General features: G+C 75.1%; 22 protein-coding genes. 11 read left to right on the forward strand and 11 right to left on the reverse strand.

Annotation, left to right across the window (positions count from 1 at the left end):
• Positions 1-17: 17 nt before the first annotated feature.
• From ACGGZK_RS00855 to ACGGZK_RS00870, 4 genes are all read right to left on the reverse strand, one after another.
• Entirely contained in the window at positions 18-698 is a 681-nt protein-coding gene (locus ACGGZK_RS00855) for a hypothetical protein (protein ID WP_395244384.1), read from the reverse strand.
• Positions 695-2,686, reverse strand: coding sequence for a peptidoglycan-binding protein (locus ACGGZK_RS00860; protein ID WP_395244385.1), 1,992 nt, complete (start codon positions 2,684-2,686; stop codon positions 695-697). The genes ACGGZK_RS00855 and ACGGZK_RS00860 overlap by 4 nt, the downstream gene beginning before the upstream one ends.
• Before the next feature lie 135 nt (positions 2,687-2,821).
• A complete protein-coding gene (locus ACGGZK_RS00865; RefSeq protein WP_395244386.1) occupies positions 2,822-2,995 on the reverse strand; it encodes a CsbD family protein in 174 nt (57 codons plus the stop codon).
• 95 nt (positions 2,996-3,090) lie between these two features.
• Positions 3,091-4,032 (reverse strand): LysR family transcriptional regulator ArgP, encoded by a 942-nt coding sequence (locus ACGGZK_RS00870; protein ID WP_395244387.1) that lies wholly within the window; start codon positions 4,030-4,032, stop codon positions 3,091-3,093.
• A 73-nt stretch (positions 4,033-4,105) separates the two neighbouring features.
• Between ACGGZK_RS00870 and lysE the strand changes: the two genes are divergently transcribed.
• From lysE to ACGGZK_RS00910, 8 genes are all read left to right on the forward strand, one after another.
• The gene (lysE, locus tag ACGGZK_RS00875; RefSeq protein ID WP_395244388.1) at positions 4,106-4,885 is read left to right on the forward strand and encodes an L-lysine exporter; all 780 of its coding nucleotides are present in this window, start codon (positions 4,106-4,108) and stop codon (positions 4,883-4,885) included.
• Positions 4,886-4,962: 77 nt separating this feature from the next.
• Positions 4,963-5,808 carry a YciI family protein gene (locus ACGGZK_RS00880; RefSeq protein WP_395244389.1) on the forward strand — a complete coding sequence of 282 codons (846 nt, stop codon included), beginning with the start codon at positions 4,963-4,965 and terminating at the stop codon, positions 5,806-5,808.
• A 65-nt stretch (positions 5,809-5,873) separates the two neighbouring features.
• Entirely contained in the window at positions 5,874-7,160 is a 1,287-nt protein-coding gene (locus ACGGZK_RS00885) for an RNA polymerase sigma factor (protein ID WP_395246014.1), read from the forward strand.
• Between the two features lie 82 nt (positions 7,161-7,242).
• The gene (locus ACGGZK_RS00890; RefSeq protein ID WP_395244390.1) at positions 7,243-8,130 is read left to right on the forward strand and encodes an ABC transporter ATP-binding protein; all 888 of its coding nucleotides are present in this window, start codon (positions 7,243-7,245) and stop codon (positions 8,128-8,130) included.
• On the forward strand, positions 8,127-9,035 hold the full coding sequence (locus ACGGZK_RS00895; protein ID WP_395244391.1) for an ABC transporter permease: 909 nt from the start codon (positions 8,127-8,129) through the stop codon (positions 9,033-9,035). The genes ACGGZK_RS00890 and ACGGZK_RS00895 overlap by 4 nt, the downstream gene beginning before the upstream one ends.
• Before the next feature lie 33 nt (positions 9,036-9,068).
• Entirely contained in the window at positions 9,069-10,223 is a 1,155-nt protein-coding gene (locus ACGGZK_RS00900; protein WP_395244392.1) for a sensor histidine kinase, read from the forward strand.
• On the forward strand, positions 10,220-10,867 hold the full coding sequence (locus ACGGZK_RS00905; protein WP_395244393.1) for a response regulator: 648 nt from the start codon (positions 10,220-10,222) through the stop codon (positions 10,865-10,867). The genes ACGGZK_RS00900 and ACGGZK_RS00905 overlap by 4 nt, the downstream gene beginning before the upstream one ends.
• Positions 10,864-11,835, forward strand: coding sequence for a diacylglycerol/lipid kinase family protein (locus ACGGZK_RS00910; RefSeq protein ID WP_395244394.1), 972 nt, complete (start codon positions 10,864-10,866; stop codon positions 11,833-11,835). The genes ACGGZK_RS00905 and ACGGZK_RS00910 overlap by 4 nt, the downstream gene beginning before the upstream one ends.
• Before the next feature lie 68 nt (positions 11,836-11,903).
• Here the strand turns inward: ACGGZK_RS00910 and ACGGZK_RS00915 are convergent, their stop codons facing one another.
• From ACGGZK_RS00915 to ACGGZK_RS00930, 4 genes are all read right to left on the reverse strand, one after another.
• Positions 11,904-14,588 (reverse strand): phosphoenolpyruvate carboxylase, encoded by a 2,685-nt coding sequence (locus ACGGZK_RS00915; protein WP_395244395.1) that lies wholly within the window; start codon positions 14,586-14,588, stop codon positions 11,904-11,906.
• 80 nt (positions 14,589-14,668) lie between these two features.
• Positions 14,669-15,898, reverse strand: coding sequence for a UDP-N-acetylmuramate dehydrogenase (locus ACGGZK_RS00920; RefSeq protein ID WP_395244396.1), 1,230 nt, complete (start codon positions 15,896-15,898; stop codon positions 14,669-14,671).
• A 1-nt stretch (position 15,899) separates the two neighbouring features.
• Positions 15,900-16,331 carry a MaoC family dehydratase gene (locus tag ACGGZK_RS00925; protein WP_395244397.1) on the reverse strand — a complete coding sequence of 144 codons (432 nt, stop codon included), beginning with the start codon at positions 16,329-16,331 and terminating at the stop codon, positions 15,900-15,902.
• Complete coding sequence (locus ACGGZK_RS00930) at positions 16,331-16,777, reverse strand: MaoC family dehydratase N-terminal domain-containing protein (protein ID WP_395244398.1); 447 nt, start codon at positions 16,775-16,777, stop codon at positions 16,331-16,333. Before ACGGZK_RS00930 ends, ACGGZK_RS00925 begins: the two co-directional genes overlap by 1 nt.
• 113 nt (positions 16,778-16,890) lie before the next feature.
• Between ACGGZK_RS00930 and ACGGZK_RS00935 the strand changes: the two genes are divergently transcribed.
• The gene (locus ACGGZK_RS00935; RefSeq protein WP_395244399.1) at positions 16,891-19,410 is read left to right on the forward strand and encodes a carboxypeptidase regulatory-like domain-containing protein; all 2,520 of its coding nucleotides are present in this window, start codon (positions 16,891-16,893) and stop codon (positions 19,408-19,410) included.
• Positions 19,411-19,537: 127 nt separating this feature from the next.
• Here the strand turns inward: ACGGZK_RS00935 and ACGGZK_RS00940 are convergent, their stop codons facing one another.
• Entirely contained in the window at positions 19,538-20,221 is a 684-nt protein-coding gene (locus tag ACGGZK_RS00940) for a LuxR C-terminal-related transcriptional regulator (RefSeq protein WP_395244400.1), read from the reverse strand.
• Positions 20,211-21,395: a PspC domain-containing protein gene (locus ACGGZK_RS00945; protein ID WP_395244401.1), complete on the reverse strand. Its 1,185-nt coding sequence runs from the start codon at positions 21,393-21,395 to the stop codon at positions 20,211-20,213. The genes ACGGZK_RS00940 and ACGGZK_RS00945 overlap by 11 nt, the downstream gene beginning before the upstream one ends.
• Positions 21,396-21,498: 103 nt before the next feature.
• On the opposite strand from ACGGZK_RS00945, the gene ACGGZK_RS00950 reads away from it, so the two are divergent.
• On the forward strand, positions 21,499-23,199 hold the full coding sequence (locus ACGGZK_RS00950; protein WP_395244402.1) for a PspC domain-containing protein: 1,701 nt from the start codon (positions 21,499-21,501) through the stop codon (positions 23,197-23,199).
• A 1-nt stretch (position 23,200) separates the two neighbouring features.
• Positions 23,201-23,560, forward strand: coding sequence for a hypothetical protein (locus tag ACGGZK_RS00955; RefSeq protein WP_395244403.1), 360 nt, complete (start codon positions 23,201-23,203; stop codon positions 23,558-23,560).
• A 40-nt stretch (positions 23,561-23,600) separates the two neighbouring features.
• Here the strand turns inward: ACGGZK_RS00955 and ACGGZK_RS00960 are convergent, their stop codons facing one another.
• Positions 23,601-25,118: an APC family permease gene (locus ACGGZK_RS00960; protein WP_395246015.1), complete on the reverse strand. Its 1,518-nt coding sequence runs from the start codon at positions 25,116-25,118 to the stop codon at positions 23,601-23,603.
• Positions 25,119-25,128 lie beyond the last annotated feature (10 nt).

Raw genomic sequence — 25,128 nt, forward strand, 5'->3', positions numbered from 1 at the left:
CGATCCGGCCCCCGGCGTCAGTCCGGGGCCGGGGACGCGAGCTCGACGGGAACGGTGCGTCCGCCCGCCACGATCCCGAAGCGCACCACGACCTGGACACGCGGGGGGCCTGCGGCATCGGCGGCGGGCAGCGGCAGCGTCCAGCCGGGCGACGCGTCCACCCGGCCACCGCCGGGGAGGGCGACCGCCCCGCCCTCGCGGGTCCCGTCCGCGCGCACGCCGTACCGCTCCACGACCGCCCCCGACAGGTCGAGCTCCAGCGGGTGCGTGCCCCGGAACTCCAGCCGGTCGTCCCGGTCGTCCCGGCCGGCGAGGGCGATCGCCGCGACCGGGAACGCCAGCTGGCGCTCGGCCAGGTCCCGCCCGAGGTCGCGGACGGCGCGCCACGCGGCATCCGATGCCTCACCCGCGTCGCCGGCCGCCTCGACGGACACGGCGAACCCGTCGTCGAGCTCGACCGTCTCGCTCGAGCTCCCGGGTCGGGCCGGACCGCCCGGCGGCGGCGCGGCCAGCGCCCGGTCGACGGCCGCACGCACGTCCGCCACGTCGGCCGCGCCGAGCCGCCCCTCGAACGACCCGACGGCGCCGACCGACACCGACCGCCACCCGGCGAGCCGCCCGTCGGGGTCGACCTCGACCGTCTCGTACTCCGCGGGGATGCGGAAGCCGCTCGATCGGATGTACCGGAGCAGGGTCATCGCGCCTCCGCCCGGAAGGCGCCGCCGAGCGAGCGGCCGAGGATGCCGATGAACTCGGCCACGTGCCGCGTGCCCGCACCGTGGTCGTGCACGTCGGGAGCCCGGGCCGGGTCGCCCATGATCGACCCGCTCGAGTAGGTGAAGACCTGGATCGTCTCGTACCGCTGGTTCGTCGCCGGGAGCGCGCGGTCGAGGTCGCGGATCAGGTCCCCGGTCAACGGCAGCGCCGGGAGCGCCGGCACCGCCGGCACGCCGGGCGCCGCGGGAACGGCCGCCTGCGCCGGCACGGTCGTGGTCGGCAGCGCCGCGTACGCGGCGACGACCCGTTGCGCGAATGCGCCCATCGCCACCCCCGCACCCGCCGAGGCCGTGTGGGCCGCGACGTCGTTGCGCGCCATCATAGCCGCCTGCAACTGCCCGGCCAGGGCGGCCGGCGTCACCCCGACGGGCCCCGCGGTGGCGCCCACCGGCGGCTCGTGCCCGGTGATCCGGACGTAGTCGCCGGGGCGCTGCTGGTACTCGTCCTGCAGGCCGATGAGGTGCCCGAACTCGTGCGGGATGGTCGACGCCGCCTGGGCGTCGTCGCGGAACCAGGTGCCCGCGTTCGACCGGCCGTTGCCGGCGACCACGTTCACGGTCATCGCCTGCGCCCCGGAGCCCCGCACCATCTGGAACCGGAGGTCGATCCGCCGCGGGGGCGCGTCGCTCACGCCGGCGAACCGGTCCCAGACCGCCGGGACGTGGGAGAACCACGCGCTCGGGGGCGCCAGGCCGGTGAAGTTCACCGTGACCGTCACGGTCATCCGGTTGCCGACGATCTCCCAGGCGTAGCGCGAGGCGTTGCCGCCCGTGTTGCCGAACGTCGCGCCGCCGACCTCCTCGGTCCACTGCCGCTCCACGAACCCCACCGTCGACGCCGGCGCGACGGCGTCGAGCGCCGCCCACGTCGCGGCGTCGGCGACGCCCGTCGCCGGCAGCGGCGGCACGCGGCCGGCCTGGAAGGCGTTCACCGCGGCCGTCGTGAGCGGGCCGAAGCCGCCGTCGACGGCGAGCACGGGCGAGGCCCCGGCCGTGTTGAGCTTCTGCTGGACCTCCCGCACCGCGGCGCCACGCAGGATCCCCCCGGCGCCCACCACGGGGTGCAGGCTCGTCCCCGGCGACTGCTGCCCGAGCGGATTCGCGGTGCCGCTCGCGGTGTGCTGCTCGATCGGCGTCGCGCCCGCACCCTCGAGCGCGATGAAGCCGCCGGGCCGGGCGTTGTCGAGTTCGCGCCACACGTCGGCGTCGATCGTGCTGGTCGGGATGCGGTGGAGCACGAGCAGTTCGATCGCGATGATGGCCGGCTGCATCTCGGGCCCGTAGACGGCGGTGATCGCCAGTCGCGGGGCGTGGCCGAGCGCGTTCAGCTTCTGCTGCGCGAAGCCCACGTCCGCGTGGTTCGCCCCCGGCGCCAGGACGGCGCGGACCGGGGGCGGCAGCGCCGCGAACGCGGTGTCGAGCGCGTTCCAGGTGACGGGATCGAGCACCCCGGTGGCCGGGCTTCCGGTCGTGCCCTGGAACGTGCGGACGGCCGCGGCGGTGAGCGCGCCGTACGAGCCGTCCTCGGTCAGCGGCGCCGCGGAGGCCTGCAGCCGGCTGAGCTTCCGCTGCGCCTCCTCGACGAAGATCCCGCGCGACCCGCTCCGCAGGGTCGGCTTGGCGGCGGGCGGCGCCACCACGGGCTGCCGCTGCACCTGGGCGAGTCCGCCGACGACGCCGCCGCGGAGCGCACCGGCCAGTGCCGCTCGCTGCAGCACCGCCGAGTCGAGGTCGCCGCGGCCGAGCCAGCCGGCGGGGGCCGGCGTCGGGGCCGCGGAGCGCGCCGGTGCCGTCGCGGATCCGCCCGCAGGCGCACGCGACCGCGGCTCGGGCGCGCGTGCCCGCGACGCCGGGCGGCCCGCCCCGACACGCGCTCCCCCGGCGCGGTCGGCCTGCGATCCGCCGGTCATACCGTCATCCTCGCCCGGGCCGTTCGCGACGGCCTGCCCGATCGGGCTGCCGAACGGGCAGACCGCGGGCACGCGAACCGGCCCGCCGGATCCCCCTGGATCCGACGGGCCGGTGGCATATCGGCGAGATCGCCGTCAGTGCTTGAAGGCGTCCTTGACGTCCTCGGCGGCGTTCTTGAGGTCGGACTTGGCCTGGTCGGCCTTGCCCTCCGCCTCGAGCCGCTCGTTGTCGGTCACCTTGCCCCAGGCCTCCTTGGCCTTGCCCTTCAGGTCGTCCCCGGTCGCATCGGCGCGTTCTTCGGCACCCATCTCGAACTCCTTCCCGGGCGGGATCGCCGCCACTCCTCCAGTAGACGCCACGGGTCCGCCGGGAGGCGGGGGGTTGCGAGCCGCGGAAGCGGACGCTACAGGCGTCGGGAGGCCGAGGCCGGGGCCGGGGCGTCGAGGGTGCGCCGCGCCTCGGCGACGACCTCGTCGGCGATCGCGTCGAGCAGCGGCGAACGCAGGTTCCACTGCTGCCAGTGGTGCGGCACGTCGACGGGCGGGCCGCCGAGCGGCACGAGGTCGCCGCGGTCGAGCTCGGCCTGCGACTGGAACGCCGGCAGCAGCCCCCAGCCCAGCCCGAGCTTGATCGCGGTCGCGAAGTCGTTCGACGCGGGCACGTAGTGCCGGGGCGGGCGCGAGGCATCCGCCCCGACCCGCTGGAGGTACTCGGTCTGCAGGTCGTCGCGCCGGTCGAAGTCGACGACGGGCGCCGCGGCGAGCGCATCGGCGGTGGCGCCGCCCGGCAGCCATCGCTCGGCGTACCCGGGGGCGGCGACCGCGCGGTAGCGGAGGATGCCGAGCGGTCGCACGAGGCAGCCGGCAACGGGCTCGGCCTGGGAGGTGACGGCGGCCATCACGGTGCCGGTCTCGAGGAGGCCGGCGGTGAAGTCCTGGTCGTCGCGGTGCAGGTCGAAGACGACGGGGTGGGATGCCGCGAGCCGCGCCAGCGGCGGGAGGATCCAGGTGGCGAGCGAGTCGGCGTTCACGGCGAGGGGGATGCGGATGCGGCGCCGCTCGCGGGGTTCGGATGCCTCGGGCCCGGCGTCGATGCCGAGCGCGTCGAGCGCGTCGTGCTCGAGCAGGGCCGCCTGCCGGGCGAGCCGCACGATCGCGGCGCCGGCCTCGGTCGGGCGCACGGGCCGGGAGCGCACGAGGAGCACGCGCCCGAGGCGGCGTTCGAGGAGCTTCACCCGTTGCGACACCGCCGAGGGGGTGATCGCGAGGTCGCGGGCGGCGGCGTCGAGGCTGCCCGCGTCGACGACGGCGGCGAGGGTGCGGGCGAGATCGAGCGGCAGCTCCATATGAAGGAATGCTAATGGAACTGAAGGAACGTGAACTGGCTTTCATCACGCCGTCCGCCTAGCGTCGATGCCCGTGGACCTCTCGCACGCGCTCGCCGGACTCGGCCTCGGATTCTCGCTCATCATCGCGATCGGGGCCCAGAACGTGTTCGTGCTGCGCCAGGGCATCCGCCGCGAGCACGCGTTCGCCGTCGCCGCCGTCTGCGCCGTCAGCGACCTGATCCTCATCGTGCTGGGCGTCTCCGGCATCGGCGCGGTGCTCACCGCCGTGCCCTGGCTGATCGACGCGGTGCGCTGGGCCGGCGCCGCGTTCCTCGTCGGATACGGCGTGCTCGCCGCGCGGCGGGCCATCCGCCCGTCCGGCGAGGTGCTCGTCGTCGAAGCCGAATCGCAGGCTCCCGCGCCGGCCGGGACGGGGACACCCCGGCCGGCCGCGGGTTCCACGTCGAGCGCCACGGCGTCCGCCGATGCGGAGATCCTGACCGCCTCCCGGCGTGTCGCGGTCGACACGCCGGAGGTACCGCGGGAATCTCCGCATCCGCGCGCCGGGCGAGGCGGCCGGGCGTCGCTGGCCGCCGTCGTCGGCACCTGCCTCGCGCTCACCTGGCTCAACCCGCACGTGTACCTCGACACCGTGTTCCTCCTCGGGTCGGTCGCGAACTCGCACGGCGACGGGCGGTGGGCGTTCGCCGCCGGGGCGGGAGCGGCGAGCGTCGTGTGGTTCTTCTCCCTGGCCTACGGCGCGCGCTGGCTCGGCCGCTGGCTCTCGACGCCGCGCGCCTGGCGCATCCTCGACGCGGTGATCGCCGTGGTCATGGTCGCCATCGCCGTGTCGCTCGTGCTGCCGCACTGATCCGTCGCGAGGTGTCGATCACGCCTTCCCCCGTTCGTCGCACCTGCGTAGCGTGACCGAGAGGAAGGAACCCCATCATGGAGTACGCGCTGTTCTACGCCGAGGGCGCCGACGCCCTGCCCTACGTCCCCGCCGAGGACGACATCGGCACCTGGGTCGACGACATCGAGGCGCGCGGCGTCTCGGAGTACGGCGAACGCCTCCGACCCGAGCAGGACGCGACCACCGTCCGCGTGCGCGGGGGCGAGCTCCTCGTCACCGACGGCCCCTTCACCGAGTCGAAGGAATCGATCGGCGGGTTCGACGTCATCGACGCCCGCGACCTCGACGAGGCGATCGAGATCGCGTCGAGGCATCCGGTCGCCTCCTTCGGCCGCGTCGAGGTGCGGCCGTTCGTGCAGTGGCGCGGCGCGGAGCCCGGCGCGCGGATCGTGCCCGCCGGCCTCGCCGAGCGGCCGGTGCGCGGCCGCCGCTACGTGCTGTTCGTGATCGTCGACCCGACCGGCGAGCGCGCCGCCGCCGACGGCGGCAGCGGCGACGACGACCCGGAGGCGTGGGTGCGTGAGATGGACGGCCGGGGCGCCCGCCTCTTCGGCGAGGTGCTCCGGCCGCCGTCGGACGCCACCTTCGTGCGCCGCCGCGACGGGGAGGTCGTCGTGAGCGATGGCCCGTTCGCCGAGGCGAAGGAGTGGATCGCCGGCTTCGACCTGCTCGAGGTGGCCGACCTGGCCGAGGCGATCGAGGTCGCGTCGAAGCATCCGATGGCCCGTGGCGGCGCGCTCGAGCTCCGCCCGACCTGGCCGTTCGACGTGCACGGCGACCACGTCGAGCGTGTCGAGCGCGAGGCCGCCGACCGCGACGCGCGCCTCGAGCCGAGCGCGGCCGACGCGGTCGGCGCGGCGGCCTCGGGGGCGGCGTCCTGATCGACCCCGACGACGACGCGGTCGCCGCCTCCGCGGCCCGCGGGGCGGCCCCGCTCGATCCGGCGATCGAGCGGGCCCTCCGCGACGCGTTCGACGGCGAGTGGGCGCGGGTCGTCGCGACCCTCATCCGCGTCACCGGCGACTGGGACGTCGCCGAGGAGGCGGCGGCCGGCGCGGTCGAACGGGCGGCCGTGACCTGGCCGCGCGACGGCCTCCCCCGGAACCCGGGCGCCTGGCTCACGACGGCCGCGAGGAACCTCGCGCTCGACCGGCTGCGACGCCGCGGCGTCGAGGCCGAGAAGGTGCGGGAGTGGCTGCGCGACGAGGAGGCGGAGGGACGCATGGACGGACCGCTCGACCCCGCCGAGCTCGCCGCTCGGGCCGACGACCCCGCGTGGGACGACCGGCTGCGCCTGGTCTTCACCTGCGCGCATCCGGCGCTGCCGATGGAGGCGCGCGTCGCGCTCACCCTCCGCACCGTCGGCGGCCTGGAGACGCGGGAGATCGCCCGGGCGTTCCTCGTGCCGGAGGCGACGATGGCCCAGCGCCTCGTGCGCGCGAAGCGGAAGATCGCGAACGCCGGCATCCCGTACCGGGTGCCGCCGCCCGATGCCCTGCCCGAGCGGCTCGGCGGCGTGCTCGCGGTGGTCTACCTGATCGCGAACGAGGGCTACCTCGCCTCCTCCGGCGATCGGCTCCAACGGCTCGACCTCGCCGCCGAGGCGATCCGGCTCGCCCGGCTCGTGGTCGCGCTGCTGCCGGATGCCCCGGAGGCGCGGGCGCTCCTCGCGCTCCTGCTGCTCCAGCACGCGCGCCGCGCCGCCCGCGTCGACGCTCGCGGCGACCTCGTGCCGCTCGACGCGCAGGATCGCGCGAGGTGGGATGCGGCCGAGCTCGCCGAGGGGCTGGCGCTGGTCGCGGGGCTGGTGGCGACGACGGATGCCTCGGCGGATGCCTCGGCGGATGCCTCGGCCGGGCCGTACCGGCTGCAGGCCGAGATCCAGGCCGAGCACGCCCGCGCGGCGACCGCGGCCGACACCGACTGGGCCAGGATCGCGGCCCGCTACGACGAGCTCGCCGCCCTCGCGCGGTCGCCGTTCGTCGAGCTCAACCGCGCGATCGCGCACGGCTTCGCCGAGGGGCCGTCGCGGGCGCTCGTCGTGCTCGCGGCGATCGAGGCGTCGGGCGACCTCGACGGGTACCACCTGCTCCCGGCGGCGCAGGCCGACTTCCTCGCGCGGGCCGGGCAGCGGGATGCCGCCGCCGAGCGGTACCACGCGGCGATCGCGCTCGCCCCGACGGAGCCCGAGCGGCGGTTCCTCGCGAGGAAGCTGGCGGAGCTGGGCGAATAGGTCCGCATCCACCGACCGGTGGATGCCGCGTTCCACCGCTCGACCGCTACCGGCGGCCGCGCTGCGGTGCCACGCTGGCCCCATGTCCACCAACGAACCGGCGATCCGCCTGCGCGGGCTCCGCAAGGCCTACGGCCACCTCGTCGCCGTCGACGGCATCGACCTCGACGTGCCGCGCGGCGAGACCTTCGCCCTGCTCGGGCCGAACGGCGCCGGCAAGTCCACCACCATCGAGATCCTCGAGGGGTACCGCGACCGCACCTCGGGCGAGGCCCAGGTGCTCGGCGTCGACCCCGGCCACGGCGGGCTCGCGTGGAAGGCGCGGCTCGGCATCGTGCTGCAGTCCTCCGCCGAGGCGGCGCAGATGAGCGTGCGCGAGCAGCTGGCGCACTTCGCGGGCCTGTACCCGAACCCGCGCGACGTCGACGACGTCATCGCCGCGGTCGGCCTCCGCGAGAAGGCGAAGACGCGCATCTCGAAGCTCTCCGGCGGCCAGCGCCGCCGCGTCGACGTCGCGCTCGGCATCATCGGACGGCCCGAGCTGCTCTTCCTCGACGAGCCGACCACCGGGTTCGACCCCGAGGCGCGACGGGAGTTCTGGGGGCTCGTCCGTCAGCTGAAGGGCGAGGGCACGACGATCCTGCTCACCACGCACTACCTCGACGAGGCCGCGCAGCTCTCCGACCGCGTCGGCGTCATCGCGGGCGGCCGGCTCATCGAGGTCGGACCGGTCGGCGTGATCGGCGGCGCCGCCGCCCGCATCCCCATCGTCCGCTGGCGCGACCGCACCGGCGGCCTCCACGAGCAGCGCACCGCCGAGCCGGCCGCGTTCGTGGCGTCGCTCGCCGCGGAGACGGGCGGCGAACCGCCGGAGCTCGAGGTCATCCGCCCCAGCCTCGAGGACATCTACCTCGACCTCATCGCCGAGCACGCCGGCGCCACCACCGCATCCGAGGAGCAGGCAGCATGACCGAGATCGACGCCGTCGACGTCACCCGAACCCCGACGACGACCGCGCCGGGGCGCGCGCACGAGGCATCCGCCCCGCGCCCGCGACCGAGCGCACGGCCGGCCGCGCGGATCGTCCCGAACGGCATCGCCCGGATCTGGTACGAGACCCGCACCTACTTCCGGCTGCCCGACCAGGTATTCTTCACCTTCCTGTTCCCGGTGGTCATGCTCGGCATCTTCACCGCCGTGTTCGGCGACCAGGAGATGACGGTCGGCACGACCAGCATCGACATGGGGGCGTACTACCTGCCGGCGATGCTCGCCGCGGGCATCCTGCTGTCGGGCGTGCAGAACCTCGCGATCGACATCGCCGAGCGCAAGTCCGACGGCACCCTGAAGCGCCTCGGCGGCAGCCCGCTCTCGCCGGTGTCGTACTTCATCGGCAAGATCGGCGAGGTGTTCCTCACCGGGGTGATCCAGGCCGCCGTGCTCATCGCCGTCGCCGCCCTGCTCTTCGGCGTGGCCCTGCCGACCGAGCCCGAGCAGTGGGTGACGTTCGCCTGGGTGTTCGTGCTCGGCACCGCGGCGTCGGCGCTCCTCGGGATCGCCCTGTCGTCGGTGCCCCGCAGCGGACGCAGCGCGAGCGCGGTGGTCGTGCCCATCCTGCTCGTCCTCCAGTTCATCTCCGGCGTCTACGTGATGTTCTCGGCCCTGCCCGAGTGGATGCAGAACCTCGCCTCGGTGTTCCCGCTGAAGTGGATCGCGCAGGCCATGCGCTCGGTGTTCCTGCCCGACGACTTCAAGGTGCTCGAGCCGAACGAGAGCTGGGACCTCGGCTGGTGCGCCCTCGTGCTCATCGCCTGGCTCATCGCCGGGCTCGTGATCTCGCGGCTCACGTTCCGCTGGATCCGCAAGGACGCGTGAGGCCGAACGGATGCCCCGTGCCAGCATGAGACCATGCTGAACCGCCGCTGGTGGGACGTCGTGGCGGTCGCCGTCGTCGCGGTGATCGTCGTCATCACGCTGATCGAGCCGCCGGTCGAAGCCTCGACGATCGGCGCGTGGGTCGTGCTCGCCGTGTTCCTCGTCGCCTACGCCGCGTACTTCCGCGGCCGGCTCGGCCACGAGGAGTCGGCCCACCACCTGGCCATCACGGCCGCGCTGGCCGTGATGCTCGCGGCCGGCACCGCGTTCGAGGCCTCCTTCGCGACGTTCCAGGCCTTCGCCTACCCCTACGTCTGGGTGACCGCCCCCTCCACCCGCCGAGCCGTGATCTCGAACGTCGTGCTCGCGGTCGCGGTCGCGGCCGGCTACGCGATCCACTACGGCGCCGACGGGTTGCTCGCGGGCGTCGGCATCGCCGGCCTGTCGCTCGCGTTCAGCCTCGCGATCGGCCTCTGGATCACCCGCATCGCCGAGGAGGGCGAGGAGCGGGCCCGTCTCCTCGAGGAACTGCAGGCCGCCCAGGGCGAGCTCGCCGCCATGCACCGCGACGCCGGCGTGACCGAGGAGCGCGCCCGGCTCGCCCGCGAGATCCACGACACCATCGCGCAGAGCCTCACCGGGCTCGTGATGGTCGCCCAGCGGGCCGGCAACCGGCTCGGCGCCGCCTCCCCCGCCGACGCCGCCACCGCCGCGGCGCGCGCCGACGTCGCGCTCATGGAGGAGATGGCCAGGGACGCCCTCACCGAGGCGCGCGGCCTCGTCGCGGCCCTCGCGCCGGTCGAGGTCGGCTCGACCCTCGCCGACGCGCTGCGCCGGCTGGCGGCGACGTTCGAGCGGGAGACTGGCGTCGAGGTCACGGTCGAGGCGGATGCCCCGCGCCTCGGGCGCGAACTCGAGGTGCTGCTGCTCCGCTCGGCGCAGGAGGGGCTCGCGAACGTCCGCAAGCACGCCCGCGCCGGGCACGCGTCGATCGCCCTCACCGGCGGCGCCGACCTCGCCCGCCTGACCGTGCGCGACGACGGCGTCGGCCCGGGCGACGCGGCACCGGGCGACGGCGGCTTCGGGCTCGTGGGCCTGCGCGACCGACTGGCGATCGCCGGCGGTCGCGTCGAGTTCGGCGCCGCCCCCGGCGGCGGCACGCTGCTCACCGTGGAGGTGCCCAGGTGACCCGGCCGATCCGCATCGTCGTCGCCGACGACCACCCGATCGTGCGTGCCGGCATCGTCGGCCTCCTCGAGACGGTCGACGACCTCGAGGTGGTCGGGCAGGCGGCCGACGGCGGCGAGGCGGTGCGCCTGGCGGCGGCGGAGCATCCCGACCTCGTGCTCATCGACCTGCGCATGCCGGTGCTCGACGGGGCCGAGGCGACCGCGCGCATCCTCGCCGAGGGCCATGCGCCGCACGTGCTCGTGCTGACGACCTACGACACCGACGACCACATCGTCGCCGCCATCGAGGCGGGCGCGAGCGGCTACCTGCTGAAGGCCGCCCCGCAGGAGGAGATCGTCGCGGGCATCCGCGCGGTCGTCGCGGGCGAGACCGTGCTGGCGCCGTCGGTCGCGGCCCACCTCGCCCGGCGGCTCCGCGAGGGCGCGACGACGAACACGCAGCCGGAGGCGCCGGCGCTCTCGCCGCGGGAGCTCGACGTGCTGCGGCTCGTCGCCGCGGGGCGCAGCAACCCCGAGATCGCCCGCGAGCTGTTCATCGGCGAGGCGACCGTGAAGACGCACCTGCTGCACGTGTTCGAGAAGCTCGGCGTCGGCGACCGCACGCGGGCGGTGACGAAGGCGATGGAGCTGGGCATCCTGTGAGCGGCCTCCCGCACTCCGCCGACGGCGACGGCGTGTTCGTCGCCGTGAACCGGTCGTCGGGCACGGCCGTGGTCCGCGCCGACCCGGTGCGGGTGCTGCGCGATCGGCTCCCCCGCGCCGAGCTGCACGAACTCGACGACGAGGACGCGGCCACCGCGCTCCGGCGGGCCCTCGCGCGGGACCTGCCGCCGCGGATCCTCGGCGTGGTCGGCGGCGACGGCACCGTCGCGTCCGCGGCGGCGGTCGCCCGCGAGCACGGGCTGCCGCTGCTCGTCGTGCCCGGAGGCACGTTCAACCACTTCGCCCGGGCGGTCGGGGCGGTCGACGCCGACGCGGCGGTCGACGCCCTCGTCGCGGGAACCGGCATGCCCGTGGACGTCGCCGAGCTCCGGGTCGGCGACCTGCCGCCCATCACGGTGCTGAACGCGGCGTCGGTCGGCGTCTACCCCGACTTCGTCAAGCGCCGCGACCTGCTGCGCCCACGGCTCGGCAAGTGGCTGGGCGGCGTCGCCGCAGCCGCGGGCGCGGTGCGCCGGTTCGCGCCCCTCGGCATCTCGATCCGCGGCCGGCGGGCGCGGGTGTGGAGCCTCGTCGTCGGCGTCGGTCGCGACGACCCGATGGTCCCGGCGCCGCTGCAGCGCCACGGCATCGACGACGGCGTGCTCGACGTGCGGATCCTGCACGCCGGGTCGCGCCCGCGTGCCGTCGCGGCACTCGCGTTCGGGCGCCGCACCGCGGGTGTTCTGCGGCGCCTCGGCCTGGTCCCGGAGCGCACCGAGGCGTGGACCACCGCCGAGGTCGACGTCCTCGTCCGCCCGGCGGCGGGACGCGCGGCCGGGTTCGCCCACGACGGCGAGCCTGAGCGGCTGCCCGGCGACGACGCGGGCCGCGCGCGGGTGCGCATCCGCGTCGTGCCCGGCGACCTCGTCGTGTACCGACCGACCGACGGCGCGGCCGGGGCGGGCTGAGCCGGCTGCGCCGCGCCGACGCGGGCGCCCCGCCGATGCTGGCGCCGCGCCCGGCGCCGCGCCTCGGATCAGCCCGTGTTCTGCAGGCCGGCCGCGACCCCGTTGACGGTCAGCAGGAGCAGGCGGTGGTCGGCGTCCGCCGGCTCCACCTTGCCGTCGGCGCGAGCCGACCGGAGCGCCCGCAGCTGCAGCAGCGACAGGGCGTCGACGTAGGGGCTCCGCAGGCGCACCGCGCGCCGCAGCACCGGCTTGCCCTCGAGCAGGCCGCCGCGGCCGCCCGTGCGGACGACCCACTCGTGCGTGAGCGCGAGCTCGTCGAGCACGAGCTGCGCGAGGTCGTCGCGGTCGCCGAGCGCGAGGTACCGGCGGGCGAGCCGCACATCGGTCTTCGCCAGCGACATCTCGACGTTGTCGATGAGCGAGGCGAACAGCGGCCAGCGGGCGTACGCGTCGCGCAGCAGGTCTTCGTCGCCGACCGCGGCGAGCGCCGAGCCGAGCCCGAACCAGCCGGTCAGGTTGATGCGCGCCTGCGTCCACGAGAACACCCACGGGATCGCGCGGAGGTCCTCCAGCGACTCGACCGACAGGCCGCGCCGCGCCGGCCGCGAGCCGAGCGCGAGGAGCCCGAGCTCCTCCATGGGCGTCACCTGCGCGAACCACGGCGCGAAGCCGTCGGCCTTCACGAGCTCGAAGAAGCGGGCGCGGGATGCCTCGTCGAGCCGGGCGCCGAGGTCGGCGAAGTCGGCCGCCGCCGCGCGGTTGCGCTCCTCGTTCGACGGGCTCGAGGCGAGCAGCGTCGCCGACGCCATCTGCTCGAGGTGGCGCATCGCGATCGCCTGGTCGGCGTAGTGGGCGAAGATCACCTCGCCCTGCTCGGTCACCTTGAACCGGCCGTCGACCGACCCCGGGGGCTGGGCGAGCACCGCGCGGTTCGCCGGGCCGCCGCCGCGGCCGAGGGCGCCGCCGCGGCCGTGGAAGAGGGTGAGCACGATGCCGTTGGCCGTCGCCCAGTCGGCGATGCGGGCCTGCGCGTCGTGCAGGGCGAGCGTCGCCGACACCGGGCCGACGTCCTTCGACGAGTCGGAGTAGCCGAGCATGACCTCGAGCTTCCGGCCCGTCGCCGCGAGCCGGCGCTGCACGAGCTCGAGCTCGAGGTACCCGTCGAGGATCCCGGTCGACGCGTCGAGGTCGGCGAACGTCTCGAACAGCGGGATGACGTCGAGCTCGGGCGCCTCGCCCGGCGTCGGGAACGCCGCCGCGGCGAGGGCGTACACGTTGGCGAGGTCCTCGGCCGACTGCGTGAACGACACGATGTAGCGCCGGGCGGCGCGCACGCCGTACCGCTGCTGCAGGCGCTTGATCGTGCGGAAGACCTCGAGCACCTCGAGCGTCGTCTCGCCGAGCTCGCCGCCGGCGCGGATCTCCTCGAGGGCCTGCCGGTGCACCTTCGAGTGCTGGCGCACCTCGAGCTCGGCCAGGTGGAACCCGAAGGTCTCGACCTGCCAGACGAGGTGCTGCAGCTCGCCGTTGGCGCTGCGGAGGGCACCCGCGGCGCGGAGCGACCCCTGCACGACGCGCAGGTCGGCGAGCAGCTCCTCCGGCGCGCCGTACGCGAGGCGGGTGTCGCCGGTGCGGGTCGCCGCGATGCGCGCCGCGATCACGAGCACGACCCGGCGGTGCGGCTCGTGGGGGGCGCGGATGCCGATCTGCGAGGTCACCTCGGGCGCGAGCCGGGACTGCCGCTCGGCGAGGTCGAGCAGGGCGTCGTCGGGCGGGGTGTCGGCCGCGTCGTGCGTGAGCGTGCGGCCGATGCGGTTCGCCGCGCGCTCGAGGCCGAGCAGCACGTGCTCGGCCTGGATCGCCGCGGCCTCCTCGGTGAGGTCGGCGGTGACGTACGGGTTGCCGTCGCGGTCGCCGCCGATCCACGACCCGAAGCGCACGAACGACGGCGCCTGCGCCGTGCCGACGCCGGCGTCCTCGCCGAGCAGCCAGTCGTCGAGGAGCCGGTACACGCGCGGCACGACCTCGAAGACGGTCTGGTCGAAGATGTTCATCGCCGTGCGCACCTCGTCGAGGGGAGTCGGCCGGGTGGTGCGGATCGGGGCGGTGCGCCAGAGCACCTCGATCTCCTCGAGGAGCCGGCGGTCGAGCTCGATCGGCGCGATCGCCCCGGGCGCGACCTGCTCGCGCAGGCCCAGCAGGTCGGCGATGCGGCGGATCGCCGAGGCGACGGCGCGGCGGCGGGCCTCGGTCGGATGCGCCGTGAAGACGGGGTGGAAGCGGAGCTCCGCGAGGCGCCGGCGCGCCTCCCGCTCGCCGACCTCCTCGGTGAGCCGGGCGACGGCGTTCGCGAGCGTGTCGTCGTTCGCGCCCGCGCCGGCGGCGGCCCGCGCCCGGAGCACGCGGATGCGGTGGCGCTCCTCGGCGAGGTTCACGAGGTGGAAGTAGGCGGTGAACGCGCGGGCGACCTGCTCGGCGCGCTCCGACGAGAACGACTCGACGAGCGCCTCGGCCTCCTCGAACGCGCCGTCGACGGCGGTGCCCTCGCTCGACCCCTCGTAGGCGGCGATCGCGAGGCCGCGCAGGCGCTCCACGTCGTCGAGGAGCCCGAGGCCGCCGGCCTCGGTCAGGACGCGGCCGAGCAGGGCGCCGAGGGCGCTGACGTCGGCGCGGAGCGGCGCGTCGACGGCGTCGCTCACCTGGTCACGGTCGGCGGGGAAGGCTGCAGCGGGGCGCTCTGCGGTGGTGCTCACCCGATCGACCGTACCCTGATCGCGTGTCGACCGCGTTTCCGGCGGCATCGTGTGACGGAGGGGCCGCGCCGGCCGCTCGCCTACAGGTCGAGCCCGATCACCACCGGCTCCGGGCGCAGCAGGATGCCGAACTCGGCCTGCACTCGGCTCACCACGAACCGGGCGAGCTGCGCGACCTCCTCGGCCGTCGCACCGCCCCGATTGGTGAGCGCGAGCGTGTGCTTCGACGAGATCGCCGCGCGCGAACCCGGCAGCGCGAACCCGCGGTGCACGCCCGCGCGCTCGATGAGCCAGGCGGCCGACAGCTTCACGAGCGGCGCGGCGGGCGCCTCGGTCGGTTCGGGGTCGGATGCCTCGAGCGAGGCCTGGTGCGCGAGGAACGCGTCGAGGGGGCTCTCCTGCGACCCGGCGAGCGGGGTGACCTCGTCGGGGAGGTCGGGTTCCAGGTACCAGCGCGGGGCGTCCGTCGGCAGGGTGCGGGCGAACCGCTCCGTCACGATCGGGTTGGTGAAGAACGACCCGGCGCTCGTCGAGTCGGCGTCGGCCGCGTCGAGCACCATGCCCTTCGACCGGCGGAGGTCGAGCACCGCGTCGCGGATGCGGCCCAGCGGCACCCGGTCGCCGAGCTGCACGCCCAGCGCGCCGGCGAGCTGCGCGTACGCGACGGGCCGGCCGATCGCCTCGCCGAGCACCGCCCGCTCGGCGGCCGTGTCGTGCAGCCGCAGCTCCACCGAGACCACGACGCCCGCGAGCCCGTGCTTCAGCACCGACGTGCGGTAGCCGAGCTCCAGGTCGGATGCCTCGATGCGGCGGGGCGCCGTGCCGTACTCGTCGAGGAACTCGATGGCGACGAGCGAGTCCGCGAGCTCCTGCCCGTACGCCCCGATGTTCTGCACGGGGGCCGCGCCCACCGATCCGGGGATGCCCGAGAGGGCCTCGATCCCCGAGAAGCCCTGCGCGACCGTCCAGGCGACGAGGTCGTCCCAGTCCTCGCCGGCCTGCACGCGGATGCGGACCTCGTCGGCCGGGGCATCCGCCTCGCCCGTGGCATCCGCCTCGTGGGCGTCGCCGCCGTCCCGGGGCAGCACCTCGATGCCGCGCGTCGCGATGCGCACCACCGTGCCGTCGAAGCCGTCGTCGCCGGCGAGCAGGTTCGACCCGCCGCCGAGGACCATCCACGGCTCCCCGGTCTCCCAGGCGCCGGTGACGAGGTCGACGAGGTCGCGCTGCGTGGTCGCGGTCACGAGGTGCCGGATCGGCCCGCCGACCCGGAGGGTCGTCAGCTCGCTGAACGTGGTGCCGTCGCCCATGTCAGGCGAGCGCGACGACGGCCTGCGCCTTGCCGAGCACGGTCTCGGCGCCGACCTTCACGGTCAGGTCGATGCGCGCGGTGCCGGCCTCGGCGTCGAGCTGGCCGACCTTGGCGACGACGGTCACGACCGCGCCCACCTCGGGGTCGACCACGACCGGGCGGGTGAAGCGGACCTGGTAGTCGCGGATGCGCCCGGGGTCGCCCACCCAGTCGGCGACGGGCTGCACCGCGAAGCCCATGGTGAGCATGCCGTGCGCGAGCACGCCCGGCAGGCCCACCGACTTCGCGATGTCGTCGCGGTAGTGGATCGGGTTGAAGTCGCCCGACGCGCCGGCGTAGCGGACGAGCGAGTCACGGGTGAGCGGGAACGACTCCTCGGCGACGATGTCGCCCACGGCGAGGTCGTCGACGTGCGGGGGCAGGGTCGGCATCAGTCGTCTCCTCGCACGACGAGGGTGGAGATCGCGGTGACGACGTGCTCGCCGTCCGCGTCGGTCACGCGGGTCTCCGCGGTGACCATGGAGTGGGCGCCGAGCGTCTTCACCGAGGCGACGGTGAGCTGGGCGGTGAGCAGGTCGCCGGCCACGATCGGGCGGGTGGACGTGAAGCGCTGGTCGCCGTGCACGACGCGGGAGAAGTCGATGCCGGCGTCGGGTTCGGCGAGGAGCTGGGCGAGCGAGCCCTCCTGCACGACCACGGCGAAGGTCGTCGGGGCGACGACGTCGGCGTAGCCGGCGGCCTGTGCGGCCTCGACGTCGAGGTTGATCGGGTTGGACGCGAACACCGCGCGGGAGAACTCGCGGACCTTCTCGCGGCCGACGAGGTACGGCTCGGTCGGCGGGAGGGTCCGCCCCTGGAGTGCGGGGTTCACTGGCATCCGGTAAGACTACCGAACGGCGTCGCGCGGGGACGGGGAGCGCTCCCCATGGTGCGACGACTCTCCGTTTCCGTAGGGTGAGGGCGCCCGAACGCCATCGACGGAAGGACCCCATGACCGCCCCAGCCCTCGCCCCGCCGACGCGGCCCGGACGCCGCCTCCTCGGCGGGCTCGCCGCCCTCGCCACGGTCCTCGGCCTCGCCGGCTTCGCCGCTCCGGCAGCGCATGCAGCCGAGGAACCCGAGACCGGATCGATCACCGGCGTCGTGACCGGCGCGGCCGGTGCGCCGCTCGACGGCGTGCTGGTGCAGCTGTTCCACTGCGACGCCGACTTCGACCCGACCCAGCAGTCCGACTGCTGGACCCTGCTCTGGGCCGACGGGCAGTCCGGCCGCACCGCGGCCGACGGCTCGTTCGCGATCGACGGCCTCGAGCCCGGCACCTACCGCGCCGCGATCAACCCGCAATGGGACACCGCGCAGTACGTGCGCGAGTACTGGGACGGTGCCGACCTGCTCGAGGACGCCACCGACATCACCGTCCAGGCCGGCGCGGCCGCGACCATCGCCCCCACCCTCGAGGTCGGAGCGACCGTCTCGGGTACCGTCACCGACGCCGCCGGAGCGCCCGTCGCCGGAGGCTACGTCTACGCCTACCTCACGAACGACCTGACCGGCACCCGCGGCGGTGCATCCGTCGCGTCCGACGGCAGCTACTCGATCCCCGGCCTGCCCACGGGCGAGTACGTGCTCAAGGCCGGCAAGGGATGGGGCGCCACGAGCGAACTCGTCGACGAGTACTGGCAGGACGCCTACACCCTCGACGCCGCGACCCGCGTCGACCTGACCGCGGGCGACACGTTCACCGCCGCGTTCGAGCTGAACGACGGCGGGGCCGTCACCGGCACCGTCGTCGACGACGACGGGGCGCCCGTCGCGGGCGTCGACGTCACCGCCGAGCACGCCGGATCCGCCGAACACTGGATCGCGCCCGTGACCGCGACCACCGGCGCCGACGGCTCCTACCGCCTCGGCGGTCTCGAGCCGGGCGACTACACGGTCGGCTTCACCGACTTCGACGGCACCTTCGGCCAGCAGTACTGGCAGGGCGCCACCGATCGGTCGGCGGCGACGCCGGTCGCGGTCGAGCCCGGCGTCGTCGTCGAGGACATCGATGCGTCGCTGGCCCCCGGCGGCTCGCTGTCGGGCGCCCTGACCGAGCTCGCGGACGGCGAGAGCGCCCCCGCCGACCGCGCGTACTTCGACGTCCTCCGCAAGACCCCGGCCGGGAGCTGGGAGCGGGTGACGTCCGGCACGTCCGCCGCCGACGGCACGTACGCGGTCGCGGGCCTCGCCCCGGGCGAGTACACCGTGCAGTCGTTCGGCTCATCGAGCGGATCGTGGGCCTGGACCTACCACGGCGGCGCCTTCTACGCCGAGGACGCGACGGCCGTGGCCGTCGCCGCCAGCGCCGAGACCGATGGCGTCGACGTCGAGACCCCGCCCGGCGTGACCCTTGCCGGCACGATCATCGACGAGCACGGCGGCCCCGCGACCGGAGCGCGCCTCTCGATCCTGTTCGAGCGCGAGCCCGGCCTCTGGGTCGCACCTCCGCCCGCGGGCGGCGCCGGCGACGAGATCGCCTGGCAGTCCGGCGGGCTCCCGCCCGGCGACTACGTCGTCAAGGCGGAAGACGACGGCACGTCCGAGGTGCCGTACGCCACGCAGTACTGGGAGCACGCGGCCACGCAGGCCGAGGCCACGGTCATCGAGGCGCCGAACGGCGGCCGCTTCGACGGCATCGACCTCGTCATGTCCCGCGTCGTCGCCCCCGAGCCCGCTCCGGTCCCGACGGTCACCGGCGTCGCGCAGGTCGGCCAGGCGCTCACGGTGGACGCCGGCGACTGGGGTGCGGGTGCCGAACTCGCCTACCGCTGGCTCGCCGACGGCGCACCCGTCGCCGGCGCGACGGCGGCCGAGTACGTCCCCGCCGACGCCCAGGCCGGCGCGGTGGTCACGGTCGAGGTGACGGGCATCCGCCCCGGCGCGGAGCCGCTGGTCGCGACCTCGGCCCCGAGCGCCGCACTGCTGCCGCGCTTCGCCGACGTCACCGGCACGGGCGCCCACGCGGCGAACGTGAAGTGGGCCGGCATCAACGGCGTCATCGACGGCGTCCGCGGCGCCGACGGAGTCATCCGCTTCCAGCCCACCGGCGCCGCGACTCGCGCGACGATCGCCGAGGCGCTGTACCGGCTGGCCGGATCGCCCGCGTTCACCCTGCCTGCGAAGCCGTCGTACGCCGACGTGCCCGCGTCCCACCCGTCGTTCCGCGCGATCGAGTGGTTCAAGCGCGAGGGCCTCACCACGGTCACCGGCTCGTTCGGCCCGTCGTCGCCGCTGAAGCGGCAGGAGCTCGCGGCGTTCCTCTACCGCGCCGCGGACGTGACCTTCACCGCCCCGGCGAAGGCGTCGTTCACCGATGTGCCGAAGGGCTCGAGCTTCTACCGGGAGATCGAGTGGCTGAAGGCCGAGCGCATCACGACCGTGAGCGGGACGTTCGGCCCGACGACGGTCGTGACGCGCGAGCACCTCGCGACGTTCCTGCAGCGATGGGACGCGGTCACCGCGGACTGACGACGGGCCGCCACGAGCGGCCCTCGACGACGGCGAGCGGATGTCCCGGGCACGGGGCATCCGCTCGCCGTCTCGGCACGTCCGGGCGGTCGAGCGGACCGGGCGCGATCAGGCGACCGCGAGCCCGTCACAGCAGGCGACGCGCCGTCGCCCACGCGGTGAGCTCGTGCCGGCTCGAGAGCTGGAGCTTCCGAAGTACCGACGACACGTGCGTCTCGACGGTCTTCGTGGAGATGAACAGCGCGGCGGCGACCTCCTTGTAGGCGTAGCCGCGGGCGATGAGCCGCATCACCTCCTGCTCGCGCGCCGAGAGCCGGTCGAGCTCGTCGGAGGTCGACGCGGTCTCGCCGACGGCGGCGCCGAAGGCGTCGAGCACGAAGCCCGCGAGCCGCGGGGAGAAGACCGCGTCGCCGGAGGCGACGGCGTGGACGGCGCGGCTCACCTCGTCGGCCGAGGCGCCCTTGGTGAGGTAGCCGCGGGCGCCGGCGCGGATGACCCCCACCACGTCCTCCGCGGAGTCGGAGACGCTGAGGGCGAGGAACCGGGTGCCCGGCACCTCGGGCGCCGCCCGGTTGATCACGTCGGCGCCGCCGGAGGCGGAGGCATCCGCCCCGCCCGGCAGGTGGACGTCGAGCAGCACCACGTCGGGGCGCACCGCGACGATGACGCGCACGGCCGCCTCGACGTCGGCGGCCTCGCCGGCGACCTCGATCGACGGGTCGAGGTCGGCCCGGAGGCCGGCGCGGAAGATCGAGTGGTCGTCGACGACGACGACGCGGAGGGGCGCGGGTGCGTCAGGGTCAGCGGGCACGCTCGGCCTCCGTCTCGAATCGCAGGTGCACCTCGGTGCCGATGCCGCCGGCGCCCGGCCGCACGGTCGCGGAGCCGCCGGCCCGGCGCATCCGGCCGATGATCGACTCGCGCACGCCGAGCCGGTCGGCGGGCACCGCGCCGGGGTCGAAACCGGGTCCGCGGTCGCGCACGTACACGTCGACGGCGCGGGCCGAGCCCTCGAGGTACACCGACACCTCGCCGCCGGCGTGCCTGGCCGCGTTCAGCATGGCCTCGCGGGCGGCCGCGGCGACCTCGCCGCTGGCCCGCTCGGCCGACATGCCGACCGCGACGACCTCGATGCGCACGGGGAAGTCGAGCTCCAGCGCCGCCGCGAAGTCGCGCAGGTCGGTCGCGAGGTCGCTGTCGGCCGGGGCATCGCCGTCGTACAGCCAGCTGCGCAGCTCCCGCTCCTGGGCGCGCGCGAGGCGCCCGGCCTCGCTCGAGGCGCCGGCCCGGTTCTGGATGAGCGCGAGGGTCTGCAGCACCGAGTCGTGGAGGTGCGCGGCCATGGCGCTGCGCTGCTCGTCGCGGATGCGGCGCACGCGCTCGTCGACGAGGTCGCGCCAGACGGTCGCGAGCGACGGTGCGAACACGAGGCCGATGCCGAGGAGGCAGACGACGGCGAGCAGGATCCCGCCGGCTCCGGCGCCGGGCACGGATGCGCCGACGAGGGCGATCACGACCAGCATCCCGGCCGCGGCGGCCCGCACCGCCTGCTCGACGCGGGGGCCGCGCTCGGGGTCGGTCCGGTCGACGAAGGTGGCCCAGGCGCCGGCGGCCGTGGCGAGCGCGACCGCGAGCAGGGCGAGCGGGAGCAGGTCGTCGACCCCGTCGCCGCCCCACGCGCCCCAGGCCGCCACGAGCACCCCGACGAGCACGAGGCCCTCGGCGGCCACCAGCAGCCAGGCGACCGGCGCCCGCCGGGTGACCCGATCGGTCGCATCGCCAGGGTCGGCCCACGGCGCGAACGCCCAGAGCCAGGCGTAGAACAGCAGCCCGGCGCCGCCGAGCAGCGCGGTCGCGACGAAGCCGGCGCGCACGAGCGCGGGCGGCCAGCGCAGGTGCTCGGCGAGGCCGCCGGCGACGCCCGCGACCCAGCAGTCGCGCCGCCGGGTGAGGCGGGGCGCTGGCACGGGCGCGGCGGAGGACATGCCCCAATCCAACCAGCCCCGGGCCGCGGCGGCCGGGGAATCAGGGACGGATCAGGGTCATGCCGGATAGGCCGGCCGCACGCGACTGCGGGAGCATCGGAGCATGGCAGTGAACCCCACCGACTCCGAGACCGACGGCTCGGCGACCCGCGTCCCCGGCACGGGCGACGCCCCCGAGCCTCCCGAGCCGCCGCTTCCGCCCGAGCCTCCCCTGCCGCCCGCGGGCGGTGCCGGCGCGTCCGGTGCGAGCGGAGCCGGCGGCGACGCCGGCCCGGGGTCGGGCTTCTTCGGCTGGCTGCGCGGCCTCGGCGTGCCCCGCACGCCCGGCTGGATCGGTGGCGTCGCCGCCGGCATCGCGAACCGCCTCGGCATCGACCCGCTCATCGTGCGCGGCGTGCTCGTGGTGTTCGCCCTGTTCGGCGCGCCCGCGTTCCTCGCGTACGGCGTCGCCTGGCTCCTGCTGCCCGACGCCTCGGGCCGCATCCACCTCGAGCAGCTGCTCCGCGGGGTCTGGGACAGCGCCCTCGTCGGCATCGCCATCTTCCTGCTGATCGGATTGTTCCCGCCCGCGTTCGGCGTGCCGGCGTTCCTCGGCGGCTGGGCGTGGGGCTGGGACGACGGCTGGAGCGACGTGTTCTGGTTCAACCCGCTCGGCCTCAACCTCTGGCCCGTGCTGTGGACGCTGCTGCTCCTCGGCGGCATCGCGGCGCTCGTGGTCTGGCTCGTGCGCCGTTCCCGGCGCCCGGAGGACGGCGGCGCGGCCGGCACGGGCTGGAACGCGCAGCCCGCCAACACGGCGGCCTCCGCCGCGTGGAGCAGCGCGGCGGCCACGACCGCGACGGATGCCTCGAGCCCGACTGGTGCCCCGAGCCCGGCGGGTGCCGCGGGCGCGATGCCCGCCGACGCCCCGCCGACCCCGCCGCGCCCGGCGCCCGGCGCCGACTCGGCCGAGTACGAGGCGTGGAAGGTGCGGTACGACGAGTGGCGGGCCGCGAACGCCGAGTGGCGCCGGTCGCAGGCCGACGCCGGCCGGCAGGCCCGGGCCCAACTCCACGAGCAGCACCGCGCGCGGAACGCCGCGTTCGCCGCACAGGCCGAGGCGGCCCGTCGGCAGCGCCGGCTGACCCGCCCGCGGGCGAGCTTCGCCTTCGTGATCGCCACGCTCGGCGCGGCCCTCGTGGTCGGCGCGCTCGTCGGCATCGTCGCGCTCGGCTCGGCCGGCACGGCCGACTGGGCCGGCACGATCGCCCTCGCGGCGGCCGCCCTGGTGTCGGCGTCGGCGATGGTGCTCGCCGGCGCGCTGCGCCGACGCAGCGGGTTCCTCGCCTTCACCACGATCACGCTGCTCGTGCTCGCGACGATCGGCGCGTTCGTGCCGCGCGGCGAGGTCGCCCTCGGCGCGATCACGGGGCAGGTGCGCACGGCGAGCATCGTGCAGCCGGTCGGCGACGTGTTCCTCGTGCTCGACGAGCAGACCGCCCGGCAGCCGGGCACGCCGGCGATGACCGTCGAGCAGGGCGCCGGCACGATCCACGTCGAGGTGCACGACGGCACCCGGCTCGACCTCGACGTGACCTGCGGGTCGTGCTCGATCAGCTGGTTCCGCGTGACCGACCAGACGTGGCAGTCCGTCGGCAGCACCCAGCTGACCTCCGGGGCGGGAGCCCCGTCGACCTGGCATCGCAGCATCGGGCCGGGCCTCGAGCCCGGCCAGGCCGACGCCGGCCTGACGATCCGCGCCGGCGCCACCCGGATCGAGGTCGTCGAGTACGCCGACGACGCGACGAGCGACGAGGAGAACTGAGATGACCGACCGCGACGCCACCCCCTCCCCCGACGACCAGCCCACCGTGTCGCTCGGCGCGGACGACCAGCCGACCTGGCCCGTGGCATCCGCCTCGCCCGTGGCATCCGCCGCCGTACCCGCGCGACCGGCCGGCCCGCGCGTGCGCTGGGGCGCGATCGTCTGGGGCCTCGCCTTCGCCGCGATCGCGGCGCTGGAGCTGTGGATCCTCGTCGACCCGTCGCGTCGCGACGCGACGGCCGACTGGTTCGCCTCGTTGTCGGGCGTGACCGCGGCGCTCGTGCTGCTGCTCGCGATCGGCGCCGTCCTGCTCGTCGCCGGCATCGCGGGCGTCGCCCGGCGGCTCTCCAGCCGCAGCTGATCCGCATCGGCCGGCCCCGGGTCGGGGCCGGCCGACGACCTCACTCGGCCGCAGCGGCCCGCGAGAGGGTCTCTCCGCGGAAGAACGCCGGACGCCGGCGCCACTGCACGAGCATCACGACGACGCCCGTGAGCAGCACGACCATGCCGAGCACGAAGACCAGGCCCACGCCGAAGACGTGCGAGCCGCTGCCGTACTCGGGATCCATGCTGTCGATCAGGGTCGTGAAGAACAGCACGGCGAGGATCACGCCGCCGACCAGCGGGAACAGCAGCGTGAAGCAGACGTTCCGCACCGAGCGCCACCACACCTTGCGGAAGAACCACACGCAGGCGAACGCGGTGATGCCGTAGTAGAAGCAGATCATCATGCCGAGCGCGGTGATCGTGTCCCACAGCACGTTCTCGCTCACGAACCGCATGACGGCGTAGAACACCGACGCCACGATCGCCGAGACGATCGTCGCGTAACCGGGGGTGAAGAACCGCGGGCTCACCCGGGCGAACTGCTCGGGCAGGGCGCCGTAGTGGCCCATCGCGAGCAGGGTGCGCGCGGGCGACACGAACGTCGACTGCAGGCTCGACGCGCTCGACGTGAGCACCGCGAGCGACACCAGCACCGCGAGCGGCCCCAGGATCGGGCCGGCCAGGTGGAAGAACACGTTGTCCTGGATCTCGGGGTTGCCGAGGCCGTACTCCCCGTCGCCGACGCCGGCGTACGCGATGAGCGACACCGCGATGAGCAGGTAGAGCACCACGATGGTGACGACGGTGATCGTCGCCGCGCGGCCCGGCGTCTTCTCCGAGCCGCGGGTCTCCTCGTTCATCGTGAGCGTGACGTCCCAGCCCCAGAAGATGAAGATCGACAGCGACAGGCCCGCCGCGAACGCCGAGAACGAGTCGACCGCGAACGGGTTGAACCAGCTCAGCTCGATCGGGGTCGCGTCGAACGCGCTGCCGTTCGCGACCTCCACGAGCGCGGCGACCGAGAACAGCACGAGCACCGCGACCTGGAAGCCCACCAGCCAGTACTGCAGCTTCTGCGTGGTGCGCATGTCACGGTACGAGATCCACGTCGCGCCGAGCACGAACAGCAGGCACACCGCGACGTTGACGAACGGGTTCGCCGCGAGGTCGGCGATGTCCGGGTTGCCGGCCACCTGCGAGATGAGCAGGAACAGGAAGTCCACCGCGATGCCCGCGAGGTTCGACAGCACGAGGATCGTCGCGGCGACCAGGCCCCACCCGGCCATCCAGCCGATCCACGGGCCGAAGGCCCGGGTCGCCCAGGTGAACGACGTGCCCGAGTCGGGCATGCGGGTGTTCAGCTCGCGGTAGCCGAACGCGACGAGCAGCATCGGGATGAAGCCGACGAGGATGATCGCCGGCACCTGCACGCCGACCTCCGACACGGTGGGGCCGAGCGCCGCGGTCAGCGTGTACGCCGGCGCGATGCACGAGATGCCGATGACGATCGCGCCGATCAGCCCGACCGAACCGGCCGACAGGCCCTTCTTCGACAGGCCGGAGGGTTCGACCGCGGCGGTCGCCGTCGTCATCGGCGCGTCG

The sequence above is a fragment of the Agromyces sp. MMS24-K17 genome (assembly GCF_043950245.1).
Taxonomy (GTDB): Bacteria; Actinomycetota; Actinomycetes; order Actinomycetales; family Microbacteriaceae; genus Agromyces.

Excerpts from the sequence above, each read along its gene's own strand:
- ACGGZK_RS00925 (WP_395244397.1), bottom strand. The coding sequence starts at position 16,331 with ATGCCGACCCTGCCCCCGCACGTCGACGACCTCGCCGTGGGCGACATC.
- ACGGZK_RS00935 (WP_395244399.1), top strand. The coding sequence starts at position 16,891 with ATGACCGCCCCAGCCCTCGCCCCGCCGACGCGGCCCGGACGCCGCCTC.
- ACGGZK_RS00865 (WP_395244386.1), bottom strand. The coding sequence starts at position 2,995 with ATGGGTGCCGAAGAACGCGCCGATGCGACCGGGGACGACCTGAAGGGC.
- ACGGZK_RS00895 (WP_395244391.1), top strand. The coding sequence starts at position 8,127 with ATGACCGAGATCGACGCCGTCGACGTCACCCGAACCCCGACGACGACC.
- ACGGZK_RS00900 (WP_395244392.1), top strand. The coding sequence starts at position 9,069 with ATGCTGAACCGCCGCTGGTGGGACGTCGTGGCGGTCGCCGTCGTCGCG.
- ACGGZK_RS00890 (WP_395244390.1), top strand. The coding sequence starts at position 7,243 with ATGTCCACCAACGAACCGGCGATCCGCCTGCGCGGGCTCCGCAAGGCC.
- ACGGZK_RS00930 (WP_395244398.1), bottom strand. The coding sequence starts at position 16,777 with ATGCCAGTGAACCCCGCACTCCAGGGGCGGACCCTCCCGCCGACCGAG.
- ACGGZK_RS00880 (WP_395244389.1), top strand. The coding sequence starts at position 4,963 with ATGGAGTACGCGCTGTTCTACGCCGAGGGCGCCGACGCCCTGCCCTAC.
- ACGGZK_RS00870 (WP_395244387.1), bottom strand. The coding sequence starts at position 4,032 with ATGGAGCTGCCGCTCGATCTCGCCCGCACCCTCGCCGCCGTCGTCGAC.
- ACGGZK_RS00955 (WP_395244403.1), top strand. The coding sequence starts at position 23,201 with ATGACCGACCGCGACGCCACCCCCTCCCCCGACGACCAGCCCACCGTG.
- ACGGZK_RS00960 (WP_395246015.1), bottom strand. The coding sequence starts at position 25,118 with ATGACGACGGCGACCGCCGCGGTCGAACCCTCCGGCCTGTCGAAGAAG.
- ACGGZK_RS00855 (WP_395244384.1), bottom strand. The coding sequence starts at position 698 with ATGACCCTGCTCCGGTACATCCGATCGAGCGGCTTCCGCATCCCCGCG.
- ACGGZK_RS00860 (WP_395244385.1), bottom strand. The coding sequence starts at position 2,686 with ATGACCGGCGGATCGCAGGCCGACCGCGCCGGGGGAGCGCGTGTCGGG.
- ACGGZK_RS00945 (WP_395244401.1), bottom strand. The coding sequence starts at position 21,395 with ATGTCCTCCGCCGCGCCCGTGCCAGCGCCCCGCCTCACCCGGCGGCGC.
- ACGGZK_RS00920 (WP_395244396.1), bottom strand. The coding sequence starts at position 15,898 with ATGGGCGACGGCACCACGTTCAGCGAGCTGACGACCCTCCGGGTCGGC.
- ACGGZK_RS00950 (WP_395244402.1), top strand. The coding sequence starts at position 21,499 with ATGGCAGTGAACCCCACCGACTCCGAGACCGACGGCTCGGCGACCCGC.